This is a genomic window from Streptomyces albus subsp. chlorinus, from assembly GCF_013302895.1.
In the GTDB taxonomy this organism is placed as follows: domain Bacteria; phylum Actinomycetota; class Actinomycetes; order Streptomycetales; family Streptomycetaceae; genus Streptomyces; species Streptomyces chlorinus.
The window spans coordinates 2887241-2902819 of sequence record NZ_VJOK01000001.1 but is presented as its reverse complement, the minus strand read 5'-3'; the positions used below and the strand labels follow the sequence as shown (position 1 = coordinate 2902819).

At 72.4% G+C, this 15579-nt stretch carries 13 protein-coding genes; 6 read left to right on the top strand and 7 right to left on the bottom strand.

All coding sequences use genetic code 11. The features are described from left to right. Positions 1 to 205: 205 nt before the first annotated feature. Positions 206 to 592, top strand: a complete 387-nt coding sequence (locus FM076_RS12930; protein WP_173870446.1) for a VOC family protein — start codon at positions 206 to 208, stop codon at positions 590 to 592. Between the two features lie 99 nt (positions 593 to 691). On the opposite strand, the gene FM076_RS12925 is transcribed toward FM076_RS12930, so the two are convergent. Next, positions 692 to 1990 carry an LCP family protein gene (locus FM076_RS12925; protein WP_173870444.1) on the bottom strand — a complete coding sequence of 433 codons (1299 nt, stop codon included), beginning with the start codon at positions 1988 to 1990 and terminating at the stop codon, positions 692 to 694. Between the two features lie 127 nt (positions 1991 to 2117). Between FM076_RS12925 and FM076_RS12920 the strand changes: the two genes are divergently transcribed. Next, complete coding sequence (locus tag FM076_RS12920; protein ID WP_173870442.1) at positions 2118 to 2654, top strand: acyl-CoA thioesterase; 537 nt, start codon at positions 2118 to 2120, stop codon at positions 2652 to 2654. A 21-nt stretch (positions 2655 to 2675) separates the two neighbouring features. Here FM076_RS12920 and FM076_RS12915 read toward each other — a convergent pair whose 3' ends face one another. After that, the gene (locus tag FM076_RS12915; protein ID WP_243274462.1) at positions 2676 to 4094 is read right to left on the bottom strand and encodes an LCP family protein; all 1419 of its coding nucleotides are present in this window, start codon (positions 4092 to 4094) and stop codon (positions 2676 to 2678) included. A 193-nt stretch (positions 4095 to 4287) separates the two neighbouring features. On the opposite strand from FM076_RS12915, the gene FM076_RS12910 reads away from it, so the two are divergent. Then, on the top strand, positions 4288 to 5331 hold the full coding sequence (locus FM076_RS12910) for a glycosyltransferase (RefSeq protein WP_173870438.1): 1044 nt from the start codon (positions 4288 to 4290) through the stop codon (positions 5329 to 5331). Positions 5332 to 5536: 205 nt separating this feature from the next. On the opposite strand, the gene FM076_RS12905 is transcribed toward FM076_RS12910, so the two are convergent. The 5 genes from FM076_RS12905 to FM076_RS33725 form a co-directional block, all read right to left on the bottom strand. Next, on the bottom strand, positions 5537 to 7279 hold the full coding sequence (locus FM076_RS12905) for an LCP family protein (protein ID WP_173870436.1): 1743 nt from the start codon (positions 7277 to 7279) through the stop codon (positions 5537 to 5539). A gap of 70 nt (positions 7280 to 7349) precedes the next feature. Continuing rightward, a complete protein-coding gene (locus FM076_RS12900) occupies positions 7350 to 9170 on the bottom strand; it encodes an LCP family protein (RefSeq protein ID WP_173870434.1) in 1821 nt (606 codons plus the stop codon). Between the two features lie 147 nt (positions 9171 to 9317). Continuing rightward, positions 9318 to 10490: an LCP family protein gene (locus FM076_RS12895; protein WP_173870432.1), complete on the bottom strand. Its 1173-nt coding sequence runs from the start codon at positions 10488 to 10490 to the stop codon at positions 9318 to 9320. Positions 10491 to 10687: 197 nt separating this feature from the next. After that, the gene (locus tag FM076_RS12890) at positions 10688 to 11455 is read right to left on the bottom strand and encodes a TIGR03089 family protein (protein ID WP_173870430.1); all 768 of its coding nucleotides are present in this window, start codon (positions 11453 to 11455) and stop codon (positions 10688 to 10690) included. A gap of 95 nt (positions 11456 to 11550) precedes the next feature. Then, the gene (locus FM076_RS33725) at positions 11551 to 11856 is read right to left on the bottom strand and encodes a hypothetical protein (protein WP_243274460.1); all 306 of its coding nucleotides are present in this window, start codon (positions 11854 to 11856) and stop codon (positions 11551 to 11553) included. Here FM076_RS33725 and FM076_RS12885 point away from each other — a divergent pair. The 3 genes from FM076_RS12885 to FM076_RS12875 all read left to right on the top strand — a co-directional run bounded on the left by FM076_RS12885 (position 11843) and on the right by FM076_RS12875 (position 15556). Then, the gene (locus FM076_RS12885) at positions 11843 to 13219 is read left to right on the top strand and encodes a peptidoglycan recognition protein family protein (RefSeq protein ID WP_345944982.1); all 1377 of its coding nucleotides are present in this window, start codon (positions 11843 to 11845) and stop codon (positions 13217 to 13219) included. The genes FM076_RS33725 and FM076_RS12885 overlap by 14 nt on opposite strands. Before the next feature lie 157 nt (positions 13220 to 13376). Further along, positions 13377 to 14459, top strand: coding sequence for a sugar phosphate nucleotidyltransferase (locus tag FM076_RS12880; RefSeq protein WP_173870427.1), 1083 nt, complete (start codon positions 13377 to 13379; stop codon positions 14457 to 14459). Between the two features lie 173 nt (positions 14460 to 14632). Next, the gene (locus FM076_RS12875; RefSeq protein WP_173870425.1) at positions 14633 to 15556 is read left to right on the top strand and encodes a DNA-3-methyladenine glycosylase 2 family protein; all 924 of its coding nucleotides are present in this window, start codon (positions 14633 to 14635) and stop codon (positions 15554 to 15556) included. Positions 15557 to 15579 lie beyond the last annotated feature (23 nt).

Below are 15579 nucleotides of genomic sequence, written 5' to 3'. Positions count from 1 at the left end.
TGGGGCGGTTCCGGGCGGTTTCCCGGGGAGACCTGGTTTGCCGGGCCGGAGTCCGGTCAACCCGTGCGCGCGGGCGCGGGCGCGGGCGCGGGCGCGGGCGCGGGCGGACTGGGCCCCCGCCGCCGGCCCTGCCCCGAGCCGGTGCCCGACCGATCCGTTCCCCGCCGCCGCCCCGTACGGCGGCGGGACGACGAGAGGACGCACGATGGCCATCCCCACCCTGGGCGTTGTCGTACTGGACTGCCCGGACACCCGGCGCCTCGCGGACTTCTACGCCCGGATGCTCGGCTGGACGGTGGACGAGGACAGGAGCGACCGCTCGTGGGTGGAGGTGGTCGACCAGGCCGGCAACCGGCGCCTCGCCTTCCAGGAGGCGCCCGGGTTCGTACCGCCCGAATGGCCCGGCGAGGAGCACTCGCAGCAGCTCCACCTCGACCTGGACGTGCCGCCGGAGAGGATCGAGGAGGCCGAGCGCGAGGTGCTGGAGCTGGGGGCGCGGCTGGTGCAGGACGACGGTGGCGGGGAGCGGGGCTTCCGGGTCTACCTGGATCCTGCGGGCCACCCCTTCTGCCTCTGCCTCACCGACCGCTGAGCGGCGCCCGCGGGCGCGGTGGCGCGGCACACACGACGGTGGCCGGACCGCAGGGGCCCGGCCACCGGATGACATGGGCGCCCGCGCGGGCGCCGGGTCTCAGCGGTCCGAGGAGACCGTCACCTTCTCGTCGTTGTTGAGCTGCTCGACCAGCTGCTTGACCTTCGCCTTGTCCCACTGGAGGTTGCCGTTCGGCGCGTTCCCGGCGAGAGGCATGTTCATCGACTTGCCCTCACCGCCCGAGACGCCCTTCATCGCCCAGAACATCGAGGCGACGTTCCACAGGCTCATGTCCTTGTCGACCTTGAGGGTGTCGAGGCCGGCACCCATCGTCGGGTAGAGCTTGAAGGGGTTGAGGATCGTGCTCGGCGTCGCCGCCTGGTTGGCCAGCGCGGCGAGGAACTTCTGCTGGTTCTTGGTGCGGTCCAGGTCGCTGCCGGGCAGCGCGTACCGGGTGCGGACGAACGCCAGTGCCTGCCGGCCGTCGAGCGTCTGCTTGCCCTTCTTGAAGTCGGCGCCGGACTTGTCGTCGTGGATGTCGCGCGGGATGTCCATCTCCACGCCGCCGACCGCGTCGACGATCTTCGCGAAGCCGCCGAAGCCGATCTCCGCGTAGTGGTCGATCTTCAGCCCGGTGTTGTGCTCCACCGTACGGACGAGCAGCGCGGGGCCGTCCTCGGCGTAGGTCGCGTTGATCTTCGTGTGGCGGCCCTGCGCCGGGTAGTGCTTGCCGGACTCCGAACCGGTGTACGAGGGAACCTCGACGTCCGAGTCGCGCGGCAGCGAGATCATGGTGTTCCCGTTGCTGCCGACGTGCAGGATCATGATCGAGTCGGTCCTGCCCTGGTCGGTGGGACCGCCTGTGTGCAGCTTCTGGCGGTCATCGGCACTCATGCCCTCACGGCTGTCCGAGCCGACGATCAGGTAGTTGGTGCCGTCCCCGCCCTCCGGACGGTCCTCGACGATGCTGAGGTCCACCTCGCGGCGCAGCTTGGAGTCGGCCCAGAAGTAGGTGCCGACGGACCAGACCAGCACCACCACGACCAGCGTGATCAGGCCCCATTTGAAGCGGCGGCGCCAGTCGGGGCGCGGACCCTCGCGGGAGCCGCGGTCACCACCGCCCCGGCCGCCGTAGACCTGGCCGTCGCTGTAGCCGGAGTCGTAGCCGCCCGGTGGCTGACCGTGCCCCTGGTCGTAGCCGGGGCCCTGGCCCCGGTCGTAACCGGCGTCGTAGCTCTGCCCGTGGTGCGGACCCTGGCCCGGGCCGCGGGTCTGCGGAGGCACACCGGGGGCCGATGTGTGGGGCATGACACGTGTGGGGTCGGGACGGGGCGCGCCGCTGCCGCGACCCTCCCGGCCCCGCGGGTTGTCGGTCCAACCATCGGGCCACTGATTCATGCACCGAAGTGTGCCTCCATTTGGGGGGAGGAACACAGGGTGGGTACCACTTCGGGGGCGTCCTGTAGCAGTTCTGATGCAAAATGGCAGGCTCTGAGCGGCTTGCCCCGCCCCATAAAGTGGAGGCATGACCCACCAGGCGCACACGGCGCAGAGCGAACTTCCGGGAAAGCCGACGGCCGCCTCCCGCACGACTCTCTCCCACATCATGACGGAGGGTGACACCAACCTCTACGGCACGGTGCACGGCGGGGTGATCATGAAACTGGCCGACGACGCGGCGGGTGCCGTCGCCGGACGCCACTCGGAGGGTCCCGCCGTCACCGCCTCCATGGACGAGATGGTCTTCCTCGAACCGGTCAGGGTCGGCGACCTCGTCCATGTGAAGGCCCAGGTCAACTGGACCGGCCGGACCTCGATGGAGGTCGGCGTCCGGGTGCTGGCCGAACGCTGGAACGAGTCGACGCCGGCCACCCAGGTCGGCTCGGCCTACCTCGTCTTCACCGCCGTCGACGAGAACGGCAAGCCCAGGGCCGTGCCGCCCGTCATACCCGAGACCGACGAGGACCGCCGCCGCTACCAGGAGGCGCAGATACGGCGGACCCACCGTCTCGCCCGCCGCCGCGCCATCAAGGACCTGCGCGCCAGCCGCGTCGCGAGCTGACCGGCGGCGGCACACGGCGGCTCACCCGCAGTCCACCTCGTCCCCGCGCATGGGGGCCTCCGCCGGGCCGCTGCCCGGGGCCGGCCCGCGCACGGGCCGCACCCGCTGGTCCGGGTCACCGACCGTGACCTTCATCCGGGGCCCCTGGCGCGGGGCCCTCACCAGTTCGGCACCCGGCAGGGCGGCGGCCAGCGCACGGGCGGAGCGGTTCCAGCCCGGGTCGTAGGAGATGGTGGTCCGGCCGTCCTGGGTGCGGCGCGCGTTGGAGGGCGTGCGGGTGGTGGAGAAGCCGGTGCGCCGCAGCTCCCGGTCGATCCGGCTGCCGAGGCCCTGGCGGCCGGTGGCGTTGGCGACCTCCACGCCGACGTTCCGCGGCGCCACCTCCACCCGGGGCGGCCCGCCCCGCCTCGGCTCCGCGGGACCGGACAGCGGCCGGTCCTCGCGCAGGGCCGCGAACAGCTTGTCGGCCTTCTCCCGGTCCCAGGTCACGGTCGAGCCGAGCCGGGGCACCCGGTGGTCGGGGTCGGCCAGCGGCACGGAGACGAACTCCGAGGAGGCGGGGCTGAAGCCGCGCATCGCCCGCCCCAGGGCCATCATCTGCTCGGTGCCGAACTCCTGGTCGGCCCGTACGGAGCCCAGCAGGCTGGAGGCGACCTTCTCGAAGCGCACGGGGTTCATCAGGACCCCGGTCTCGGTCGCGCGGGAGATCAGCGAGGCGATGAAGCGCTGCTGCCGCTTCATCCGGCTCAGGTCCGACCCGCCGTCCAGGTGACGGGCGCGCACGTACTGGAGCGCCTGGCCGCCGTTGAGCTTGGTGGTGCCCTGGGGCATCTCCAGACCGGAGTAGCTGTCCTTGAGCGGCTTCTCGGTGCACACGGGGACGCCCCCGAGGACGTCCACGGTCTTCATGAAGCTGGTGAAGTCGATCTCCAGGTAGTGGTCGACGTGGACCTTCGTCATCTTCTCCACGGCCCGCACGGTCAGCGCGGGGCCGCCCGCCGTGTAGGCGGCGTTGAGCTTCGCCGGCCGGGCCGGCAGCTGTCTGCCCGTGGCCCGGTCCCGGTGGGGCGGCAGCTGGGTGTAGGTGTCGCGCGGGAGGCTGACGACGCTGGCACGGTCCCGTTTGCCGGACAGGTGCACCAGCAGCATCGTGTCCGTGCAGTCGCAGGCCGAGCCGCCGAGGTTGTACCGCTTCTTCTGGTCGGGGGTGAGACCCTCGCGCCGGTCGGTGCCGACGACGAGGAAGTTGGCGCCGTTGTCGTCCCGGGGGCGGTTCTCCAGCCCGTCGAACGGGTCCACCCTGCGCACGTCCTCGCTCAGTCCGGTCACCACGGCGTGCCCGACACCGCCCGCGACCAGCAGCAGCACGGAGGTGCCCGTGGCGATCCGCAGGCCCCACCGGGGACGGCCCTTGTCGGGAGAGGGGGCGCTTCGAGGCAAGGGATGGCCACCTTCCGCGGAGAAAGACGAACAGGGACGGTACTGCGGGTGACGACGAAGTGACGGAAAGTCCCCACACTGTATGTCGGTACGATCTCCGGATGGTGCGTACACGCCGCCCGAATGCGCCCCCGCCGCCGGGAGGGGGCGCGGGCGTGCGGACCGTTCGCCCGATCGCGGTAACGTGAGCGCCGTGACTCGCGAGAACCCAAGTGCTTCCCCGGACGCGGCCCAGCCCCCCGTCTCCGTGATCATGCCGGTGCTCAACGAGGAGCGGCACCTGCGCAGCGCCGTGCGGCACATCCTCCAGCAGCGCTACGACGGTGAGCTGGAGGTCGTCATCGCGCTGGGGCCTTCCACCGACCGTACGGACGAGATCGCCGCGGAGCTGGTGGCCGAGGACCCGCGTGTCCACACGGTGCCCAACCCCACGGGGCGCACCCCGGCCGGGCTGAACGCGGCGATCAAGGCGTCCCGCCATCCGGTGGTCGTCCGGGTGGACGGCCACGGCATGCTCTCCGCCGACTACATCGCCACCGCCGTGCGGCTGCTGGAGGAGACCGGCGCCGCCAATGTGGGCGGCATCATGCACGCCGAGGGCGAGAACGCCTGGGAGGACGCCGTCGCCGCGGCGATGACCTCCAGGATCGGCGTGGGCAACGCCGCCTTCCACACCGGCGGCACCGCGGGCGAGGCCGAGACGGTCTACCTCGGCGTCTTCCGCCGCGAGGTGCTGGAGCAACAGGGCGGCTACAACGAGGAGTTCATCCGCGCCCAGGACTGGGAGCTGAACTACCGCATCCGCGAGGCGGGCGGGCTGATCTGGTTCTCCCCCGAGCTGCGCGTCTCCTACCGGCCCCGGCCGAGCGTGCGGGCGCTGGCCAAGCAGTACCGGAACTACGGCCGTTGGCGGCACGTGGTGGCCCGCTACCACGCGGGCTCCCTCAACCTTCGCTACCTGGCGCCCCCGGCCGCCGTGTGCGCCATCGCGGCGGGTCTCGTGGTGGGGGCGGCCGTCACACCGTGGGGGCTGGTCGTGCCCGGCGGCTACCTGGCCGCGATCGCGGCCGGCTCGCTGCCCGCGGGCAAGGGCCTCCCGCTCAAGGCCCGCGTCCAGATCCCCGTCGCGCTGGCCACCATGCACATGTCCTGGGGCTGGGGCTTCCTGACGAGCCCGCGCAAGCTGGCCCGCAAGGTCATCGCCAGCCGCCGCGAGCCGGTCCTGGCGACACCGTAGGCAAGGGCGGTGCGGCGGACAGGCGAGCGGCCGGACACCCGGGTGTCGCCTGGACACCGGTGTCACCCGGACACCGATGTCACCCGGACACTGGTGACATCCGGACATCGGTGACATCCGGAGATGTGTAAGGGGCGCCCTCCCAGGGAGGGCGCCCCTTACACATGGGCCCCGTGGGGCCACGCGGGTGCGCGGCGCGGCGGCGTCACCACGTGTAGTTCGGATTGACCTCCATGCACGCCTTCTTGTCGTCGCCCCGCAGCGCGTCGGCGCTCTTCGGCGCCTTGTGCTCGTCCTTGGCGCCGTCCCCGCCGCCGGAGCCCTTGGGATAGGCGGTGCCCTCGCGCCAGTCGGCGCCCACGACCAGGGTCACCTTCTGCACGCCGGCGGAGTGCTTGACCAGCCGCTCGGGGATGCCCAGCGCCTTGGCGACCGCCAGCGCGTCGCCCCGCTGCTCAGCGCGCGCGTAACTGACCGTGGTGTCGGCCTGCGACTGGGGCGTCTGGTCGGCCACCGCCTGGCTGAAGCCCTTGCGGGCCAACTCGCCCGCCACGACGCTCGCCCTGCCGCTCACCGGCGGCTGGAGGGAGGTGCCCGTGCCGTTCATCACGCCGACCGGGATCTCGGCCTTCGGCCGCGAGGGCCGGGTCGGCTGCGCCGACTTGCTGGCCTCCGCCTTCTTCTTGTCCTTGCCGTCGAGCGCCACGTCGTTGCGCAGGAGGGAGAAGATCTGGTCCGCGTCGCTCTCCTTGGGCGTGACGTACGAGCCGCCCGGCCCGTACTCCCAGGGCATGGTGGCCATGGTGATGCGCTTGGTGGGGACGCGCTTGAGGTCGTTGCCCAGGTCGTAGAGCTTCTTGACCGAGCCGATCCCCTTGTCGACGGTGAGCGCCTTGGTGGCGGCCTCCGCCAGGTCCTTCATCTTGCCCGGGTCGGACAGCTTGGTGCCCGACTTGAGCTGGCGGACCATCGCGTTCATGTACATGTGCTGCGCCTTGGCGCGGCCTATGTCCGTACCGTCGCCGAAGCCGTGCCGGGTGCGCAGCCAGCTGAGGGCCTGCTCGCCCTTGATGACCGAGGTGCCCTTCTTCAGCTTCAGCTTCGAGCGCGGGTCGTGCACGTTCTTGTCCACGCAGACCGGCACCCCGCCCACCGCGTCCGCCATGGAGACCACGCCGGAGAAGTCGATCATCATGAAGTGGTCGACCGGGACGCCCGTCATCTCCTCCCAGGTGGCCACGGTGCAGCCCGGACCGCCGTGCTGAAGACTGGTGTTGATCTTGTCGGTGGTCGCCGGATACACCTTCCCGTCGTCCGGGTCGGTGCACTTGGGGATCGTGACGCGGGTGTCGCGCGGCACCGAGAGGACCGACATGTTGCTGCGGTCGGCCGAGACGTGCAGCAGCATCTGGACGTCCGCCAGCGGCGGCCGGTCCTTGTCGGCCCGGGAACCGCCCAGCCGGATGTTCTCCTTGGAGGCGCGTGAATCGGAGCCCAGCAGAAGGATGTTCAGCGGGGTCTGCCCGTGGGCGTTGGGGTCCGCCTTGTCGAGCTTGCTGTCGCCGAGGTTCAGCTCGTCCTTGACGAGGTTGCCGTTGAGGTGCTGGTAGTAGAGGTAGCCCGCTCCCGCGGTGCCGAGTATGAGCACCGCCAGGACGATCGCCGACCAGCGCAGCACGCGCCGTCTCCGTTTCGGGTGGCCCCGGCGGCGCGCGGCACGCCCCCCGCTGCCGCCGTCACCGCCGTCACCGGTTCCGCCGCTGCCGCGGCTCCTTCTGCCGCCGCCGTCCGCGCCGCCGTCCGCGCCGCCGTCCGCGCCGCTGTCCGCGCGGCCGGGCGGGGAGACCTCGGCGCGGTCCTGGTACAGGCTCTCGTCCCAGCCGCGCTCGGCGGCGCTGGCGGCGCTGCTCCGCGTCCCCTCCTCGCCGTCGGTGCTGTACTGCCGCACGGGACCTCCCCGGGGTGCTCAGGTTGTGCTGTCTTACGACGTCTCGCGGGACGTGCCGGAGGGGCCGGAATCATTTCGCGCACACGTTCTTGTCGCCGGCGTTGACCTTCTCGACCCCCGACGGCGTCTTGTCGGGCGCGCCGACGGATTCGCCCGGGGAGGAGAAGTCCTTGCCGAGCGTGAGCGTCATGCTGGTGCCCGAGCCGGTGCTGCTGGTCTTCTTCAGCGCGGACGCCGGGAGTTTCAGCATGTCCGCCAGCCGGGCCGCCTGGCCCTCCTGTGCGGCGGTGTACTCCAGCCGCGTCTTCTCCAGCGGCTGCGGTGCGTTGCCGCCCGAGGCGGCGTTGCCCACGCCCCTGCCGCTCAGCCACTCCACCGTCTCGGCCGCGGCGCCCGAGGGGCCGCCGCCGTTGCGCACGGAGACGTCGACCTCGGAGACCGGGGCCTTCTCGGCCTTCGGCTTCGCCTTCTTCTCCGGCTTGTGCTTCCCCGTACCGGTCAGGGACTTGTCCTCGCGGACCATCTTGAAGAGCTGGTCGGCCTTCTGCCTGTTGAGGACGACGGTCGCCGGGTCGTTCGGGTTGTCCACCACCGGCACGGTGGCGAACGTGATGTTCTTGACGTTCACCCGCTTCAGATCGTTCGCCAGCGCCATCAGCTTCTTGACGCTGCCGATCCCGGTGTCCACCGTCAGCGCCTTGGTCGCCACGTCGCTCAGGTTGAGCAGCTTGGACGGGCTGGTGAGCGTGCCCCCGGACTTCATCTTGCGGATCATCGAACTGAGGAACTGCTGCTGGAGCTTGATCCGGTCCAGGTCGCTGCCGAAGCCCACCGCGTGCCGGGTCCGCACGAACGCCAGCGCCTGCTCGCCCTTGACGGTGTGCTTGCCCGCCTTCAGCTTCAGGTGCGACTTGGGGTCGTTGATGGGCTTGGCCGTGCAGACCTCCACGCCGCCGACCGCCGTGGACAGCTCCTTGACGGCGTTGAAGTCCGCCATCATGAAGTGGTCGATCTGCACCCCGGTGAGCTTCTCCACGGTGCGCCAGGTGCAGCCCGGATCCCGCTCCTCCTGGCCGAGGCTGGTGTTGAAACGGACCTGCTGCTCCCCGGGGATGACCTTCTTGGAGCCGTCCTTCTGCTTGGTCTCGCACTGCGGGATGTCGGTGATCATGTCCCGCGGGATGGACAGCGCGGTCGCGTTGGTGCGGTCCTTGGAGACGTGGAAGAGGAACGTGGTGTCCGCGTGGCCGACGCTTCCCTTGTCGCCGTAGCCGGTGTTGCCCTTGCCCTCGCGGGCGTCGGTGCCGATCACGAGGATGTTGACCGGGCCGTCCGTGACCGCCGGGTTGTTCTCGCCGACGTCGACCTTGCTGATGTTGCCGTTGAGGCGCTCGTACCAGACGTAACCGCCCACGCAGCCGGCCACCATAACGAACCCGACGACACCGCCGCCGATGCGCAGCGCCTTCTGCTTCTTCGACAGCCGCCGCTTGGCCTTCCGGCGGCCGTGTCCGCCGCCGCGCCCCTCACCCGGGCCGGAGCGCTCGGAGGCACGACGCTGGGCGGGGAGCTTCGCCTCGGCGCGCCGGGCGGAGCGTGATCCGGCACGGTCACCGGCGCGGGAGCCGGTACGGCCACCGGAGCCGGTACGGCCTGTGGAGCGTGCTCCGGTGCGGCCGGCCGTCTCGTGCGGCTCGGAAGGTGTCGCGCCGTCCTCGTCGGGGGAGGATCGTCTCTGACGCGGCGCCGAGCTGCGGCGGGTGCCGTACGGACTCGGGGAGTCGTCGGCGACGGGGTTCAGTCGCAGCTCGTAGCTGCCGGTGTTCGGGTTGAACACCCACTGATCCGCGGGATCGACATCTCCCGCGTGCCCACGGCCTTGCGCGTCCACGATTGCGAAAGTCCTCCATAGAACCGGCTGCTGATGCCGCCCCGGGGCCGGCCGGAGCGCTCACACTATCCGGCAGGTTCGGCGGCTAGCGACGTCGGTGACAAATTCCATGCACTCAGAAACGGTCAATTCGCCTCATTCCCAGCTTCATTCCTTCGCGCAGATGTCCTGGCCGGCGGTTGTCCCCCGATAGGGCGGACCTGTCCGGCCCGCTCCGTCTTCCTCCGCCCCGCTCTTGTCTTTCTTGCCGCTCCGCTTGTCCTCGACGCTCACAGGGCGGTCCTCACGCAGCTGCGCGAAGAGCTGGTCGGCGGCCGGCCGCACCAGTTGATCGCGGTTGTTGTCCAGTTCGTACGGTTGTCGGGGCACCGTAAGAAAGTGGATGTCGTGCTGCGGGATATCCCGCACACTTCGCGCGAGTTCGTACAGCTCGGTGAGGGAATCGAGTCCGGAATCCGCGGTGAGTGACGATGTCGCCGCATCCAGTACGGGATAGGCCCTCGCGGGATTCAGCAGCACACCGTCGCTGCGCACCTTCTTCACCAGAGATCCCAGAAAACCTTGCTGGCGCTCGATGCGCTGAGTGTCGCTGCCGTTGCCCAGACCATGCCGCGCGCGGACGTATCCGAGCGCGTCCTCGCCGTTCAGCGTCTGCCGTCCGGCCGGCAGGTCCAGCTTCGCCTCCCGGTCGTGCACCGGCTCGGCCAGGCACACCTCGACGCCGCCGACCGCGTCCACGATTTTGGTGAAGCCCCGGAAGTCCACCACGAGATGGTGATCGATCCGGATGTCCGTCATCTTCTCGACCGTCCGGATCGCGCAGGCCGCCCCGCCCGTCTGGAACGCCCAGTTGAACTGGGCGAACTGCGCCCGGCTCGTCGAACCGTCCGGCCGCCCGCAGGCGGGGATGTCCACCATCAGGTCGCGCGGTATGGACATCGCCGTCGCGCCGCGCCGGTCGGCCGCCAGGTGCAGCAGGATCGCCGTGTCCGAGCGCTGGCTGCCCTCGTCCCGGCCCCACTCGCCGTTCCCGCCGCCGCGGTTGTCGGAGCCCAGCAGCAGGATGTTGCGTGCCTCACTCGTCCCCGCTGCCGGTGTGGGGCGCTCCTTCTCGTACGGCCCCAGCGCCTGCGCGGTGCCGGTGTCGGTGCGGATGTTGCCCTCCAGCCGCTGGAAGAGGGTCCAGCCCGTCGCGGCGACGGCCAGCACGAGGGCCGAGGCGGCCAGCGCGGCCCAGCGCAGCCAGCGGCGCCGGCGGGGGCGGGGTGAGGCCGTGGCGGGTGCGCCGGAATCGCTGTCGTTGGTACCCGTATCGGTCACGGCTGGTCATCCCTCGTGTCGCGGCGGCGTCGGGCCGTACACACGTACGGGCGCGCCGGTCACGAAGACAGACGTGCGAAACCCGCGCAGGGTTGTACGCGGGCGCACGGGAGATGGCACACACCCGCCCGGGGGCGCGGCGCGGCCCGGGAGCGCCGGCTGCGCGACGGGCCGTCAGGCGTCCCCGGGGACGGCCGTCAGGCGTTCCGGGGAACGGCGGAGTGGGTCACGCGCTCGTTCTCCACGCGCTGTTCGAGGGAGGCCGCGTCCAGCCGCTCCAGCCGGGGCGCCAGCACCACGGAGCCGCCCGCGGCCAGCGGGGCGAGCAGCCCGGCGCTCAGGCCGTCCCAGCCGGCGTAGGGGAGCGCGGACAGCAGCCGCGAACCGGGGCCGAGGCCCCGCCCGGCCGCGTCCGCACGGGCGCGTTCCACCGTCTGCGCCCCCGTCAGCTCGTCGCCGTCGGGCAGCGCGAGCGCGGGCGCGTCCGGACCGACCGGGACATACGGCGCGAACCGGTCGCCCTGGCCCGGCACCTCCACCGCGTAGTCGACGAAACCCGCCGGCGGCTCCGGGAAGCGCCCGCCGAGCGGCCGTAGGCTGAGCGCCACGCGCTCACCCGGACAGGCGCGCGCCTCCTCCAGCGTGTCCGGCCCGGCGACCACCAGATCGGCGCCGGCCGCCTCCCCGTGCAGGTCGGCCACGACGCCCACCGAGGAGCAGGCGAGCACCCACACGGCTGTCTGCCAGTGGGCGGGCAGCAGCAGGGCGAGCCGGTCGCCGGGGTGGGCGGAGAACTCGTCCTGGAGCAGGTTGGCGGTCTTCGCCACCCAGTTGGCGAAGGTCGCGACGGACAGTTCGACCCGCTCGCCCGTGGCGTCGTCGTAGTACGTCACCAGGGGACGCGACGGGTCGTCGGCCAGGGCGGAGTGCAGCAGGTCGGCCGGGGTGCGGTCGGTGGCGTTCATCCGGGCCAGCGTACGCCTGCGTCCGGCTGGCGGTGCCGCGATGGACACCGATGATCATATATGTCCACGATCACTGGTATGCGTCTGAATTGTGCTCATTCGATCGGTGTCGTCAGCGCGGCGGCCTTCCTGCTGCCGCTCGCCCCCCTCGCCTCGGCCGCGACGCCGGGGGCGTCCATCCCCCGCACGGGCTCCCCCTCGGCGGACGCGGGGACGGCGGCCTCCTCCGCCTCGTCGCTCCCCTCCGGCCCGTCCGGCTCGTCCGCCCTGTCCGCCGCTTCGGCCTCGTCCGCCGCTTCGGTCCCGTCGGCTTCGGTGACGGCGTCGGGGGAGCGGGCCGGAACCGCCGCCCGGGATCCCGGTGACCCGAGAGGCGCCCAGAGCCGCGTGCCGGGCAGCACCCAGTCGCTGTCCTTCGGCCCGGCCGCCGGGACCGCCGGGACCGGAGCGCGCGGGCCGCGCGGCCCGCGCGGACAGGCCGAGGCGGCACAGGCCCCGGTGCGGATCGCCGCCCGTACCGTCCGCCCGTACTCCCTCCTCGGCGTGGTGTGGGACCGCGTGGACGCACCGCTGCACGGGCGGGTCCAGGTCCGCACGCGCGACGCGGGGACGGGAGTGTGGTCCGGCTGGCGGGGGCTGGACGTCCACCCCGGCGAGGCGCGCCGCGAGACGGTGGGGGAGCGGGCCCGGGGGGCGACCGCACCGCTGTGGACCGGCCCTTCGGACGGCGTCGAGGCCCGCGTCGTGCCGGACCGGCGGAACGGCACCTCCTTCCGGCTCCCCACCGGCCTCCGCCTCGAACTGGTCGATCCGGGCCCCGAACCGGCCGGCCCCCAGTCACCCGCGCCGTCCGCGCCCCCGGCCCCCGCGAACCCCGGTGAGCCAGAAAACTCCCAGGGCCCCTCCGAACCGTCCACACCGCCCGCCCAGTCGGCTCCCGGCGAGCCGGCGCCCGGTGAGACGGTTTCCGGTGAGCCGGCGCCCGCCGAGGGCCAGCCGCCCGGTACGCCGGGGGCCCGGGACAACGCGGCCGGAACCGGTGCCGAGGGCGTGGGCGGCGGCTCCGCGGAGGCGGGCGAGGGAGCCGGCGCGAGTGTGCTGCCCGCGCTCAGCAGGGAGGCGACCCAGTCGCTGTACGCGACCGAACCGGCCCTCAAGCCGCACATGGCCCCGCGCCCGCGCATCGTCACCCGCAAGGGCTGGGGCGCCAACGAGAAGCTGCGCGAACCCGGGCACGCCTACACCAAGTCGGTCAAGGTCGTCTTCGTGCACCACACCGCCGGGACCAACGCCTACAACTGCAAGCAGGGGCCCTCCATCATCCGGGCCATGTACCGCTACCACGTCAAGAGCAGCAAGTGGCGGGACATCGGCTACAACTTCCTCGTCGACAAGTGCGGCACCATCTACGAAGGGCGGGCCGGAGGGGTGGCCAAGGCGGTGAGGGGCGCCCACACCTACGGCTTCAACGCCAACAGCACGGGTGTCGCCGTCATCGGCTCGTACGACAGGACGGCACCGCCGAAGGCGGCACTCGACGCGCTCAGCAGGCTGTCGGCCTGGAAGCTGGCGCTCTTCGGCGTCGACGCGGGCGGCAGGACCCGGCTCACCTCCGGGGGCGGCAAGTTCAAGAAGGGGCACAAGATCTCCTTCCACACGGTCTCCGGGCACAAGGACGGGTATGTGACCGAGTGCCCCGGCGCCCGCCTCTACGGCAAGCTCGGCGCGATCCGCAGCGCGGCGGCCCGCCTCCAGGGCCGCTGAGAGCCGGCCGCCGAGAGCAACTGCCGGCAAGGGCGGCACGTCCGTACGGGCACGTGGACGACGGGCCCGGCCCCGTGTCCGCGGACGTGCTGCATACACTGTCCGCCGGCCACCCGAAGGGCGGTCGGCGGACCCCGGCAGGAAGCAGAGACGACAGGTGACAGAGGCGATCCTTCTGGTCGGGGGCAAGGGCACCCGGCTGCGTCCGCTCACGGTGAACACCCCCAAGCCCATGGTCCCCGCGGCGGGCGTGCCCTTCCTCACGCACCAGCTGGCGCGCGCCCGCGCGGCGGGCGTCGACCACGTCGTGATGGCCACCTCCTACCTCGCCGAGGTCTTCGAGCCGTACTTCGGCGACGGCTCCCAACTGGGGCTGCACCTGGAGTACGTCACGGAGGAGGAGCCGCTCGGCACCGGCGGCGCCATCCGCAACGTCGCCTCCCGGCTGTACTCGCGCCCCGACGAGCCGGTCCTCGTCTTCAACGGCGACATCCTCTCCGGCCTCGACATCCGCGCCCTGGTGGACCAGCACACCCGGGCGGGCGCCGACGTCTCGCTGCACCTGACCCGGGTGACCGACCCGCGCGCCTTCGGCCTCGTCCCCACGGACGCGTCGGGAAGGGTGACGGCGTTCCTGGAGAAGCCGCAGACGCCGGAGGAGATCGTCACCGACCAGATCAACGCGGGCGCCTACGTCTTCACCCGTTCCGTCATCGACACCATCCCCGCCGGACGCCCGGTCTCCGTCGAACGGGAGACCTTCCCCGGACTGCTGGCCGCCGGGGCGCACCTGCACGGCATGGTCGACTCGACCTACTGGCTGGATCTCGGCACCCCCGAGTCGTTCGTCCGCGGCTCGGCCGACCTGGTGCTGGGCCGCGCCCCCTCGCCCGCCGTGCCCGGACGCTGCGGCGAGCGGCTGATACTGGAGAGCGCCGAGGTCGCCGGGGACGCCAAGCTCACCGGCGGCACGGTCGCCGGTGCGCGCGCCGAGGTCGGGGCAGGCGCCCGGATCGACGGGAGCGCCCTGCTGGACGGCGCGGTGGTCGCGCCCGGCGCGCGGGTGCGGAACTCGCTGATCGGCGCGGGCGCGCGGATCGGTGCCGACACCGTGCTGGACGGCGCCGTGATCGGCGACGGTGCGGTCATCGGAGAGGGCAACGAACTGCGGGGCGGCATCCGCGTCTGGTGCGGCGCCCGCATCCCGGCGGGCGCGGTCCGCTTCTCCTCCGACCAGTAGGAACCCGCCCCCTCCTCGGCTCGGGCCGGGCGCTCCTCGGCCCGTATCGGGCTCTCCCGGCTGCTTCTTGGGCTTCCTCGGCCCCTGGCCCCTGCCGCCCCTCTCGGCTCCTGACGGCCGGCCGCGCGGCGGCCCTGCCGGGGCTGTCACCCCCACGGCCTACTCTTGCGTCCGTGTCCCTCACCCGCACCTGGGTCCCGCCGGGCCCCTACGACCTGCACGGCAGCCTGAGCGTGCTGTGCCGGGGCCCCCACGATCCGACGTACCGCACCGAGGGCGGCCCCGGCGGCGCGGTCTGGCGCGGGACCCGCACCCCGGACGGTCCGGCGGCGCTCCGTGTGCACATGAGGCGGGGCGGCACGGACGGCGTCGTGCACGCCGAGGCGTGGGGGCCGGGCGCGGAACGCCTGCTGGACGGACTGCCCGCGCTGCTCGGCGCCGAGGACGACCCGGCCGCCTTCGTCCCGCACCACGAGGTGACCCGCCGGGCGCACCGCCGCAACCCCGGGCTGCGGCTGATCCGGACGGGCCGGGTGCTGGAATCGCTGATCCCCTCCGTGCTGGAGCAGAAGATCACCGCGGAGGAGGCCTACCGCGCCTGGCGGCTGCTGGTGCGCCGCTTCGGCGAGCGCGCCCCGGGACCGCACCCGGAGCTGCGGGTGATGCCCCACCCGCGCGACTGGCTGCGCATCCCCTCCTGGGAGTGGCACCGCGCGGGCGTCGACCAGAAGCGCTCCGCCGCGATCCTGCGCGCCCTCCAGCGGGCGAGCCGCATGGAGGAGGCGGCACGGCTCCCGCTGGACGCGGCGCTGGCCCGCCTCCAGGCGATCCCCGGCATCGGCCCCTGGACGGCGGCGGAGGTGCTCCAGCGCTCGAACGGGGAGCCGGACGCGGTCACCGTCGGAGACCTGCACCTGCCGCGTCTGGTCGGCTACGCGCTCACCGGCGACCGGGGCACCGACGACGACGGCATGCTGGAACTGCTGGCCCCCTACGAGGGCCAGCGGCACCGGGCCTCCCGCCTCATCCTGCTGGGCGGCCCGCGCATGCCGCGCCGTCAGCCCCGCTTCCCGGTGGGGAACATAGCGCCGCTGTAGCAATCCTCCGCGGGGCCGCCGCG

What these genes read in the sequence shown, in the direction of transcription:
- FM076_RS12930 (WP_173870446.1), top strand. Translation starts at nt 206, where the DNA reads ATGGCCATCCCCACCCTGGGCGTTGTCGTACTGGACTGCCCGGACACC.
- FM076_RS12925 (WP_173870444.1), bottom strand. Translation starts at nt 1,990, where the DNA reads ATGAATCAGTGGCCCGATGGTTGGACCGACAACCCGCGGGGCCGGGAG.
- FM076_RS12920 (WP_173870442.1), top strand. Translation starts at nt 2,118, where the DNA reads ATGACCCACCAGGCGCACACGGCGCAGAGCGAACTTCCGGGAAAGCCG.
- FM076_RS12890 (WP_173870430.1), bottom strand. Translation starts at nt 11,455, where the DNA reads ATGAACGCCACCGACCGCACCCCGGCCGACCTGCTGCACTCCGCCCTG.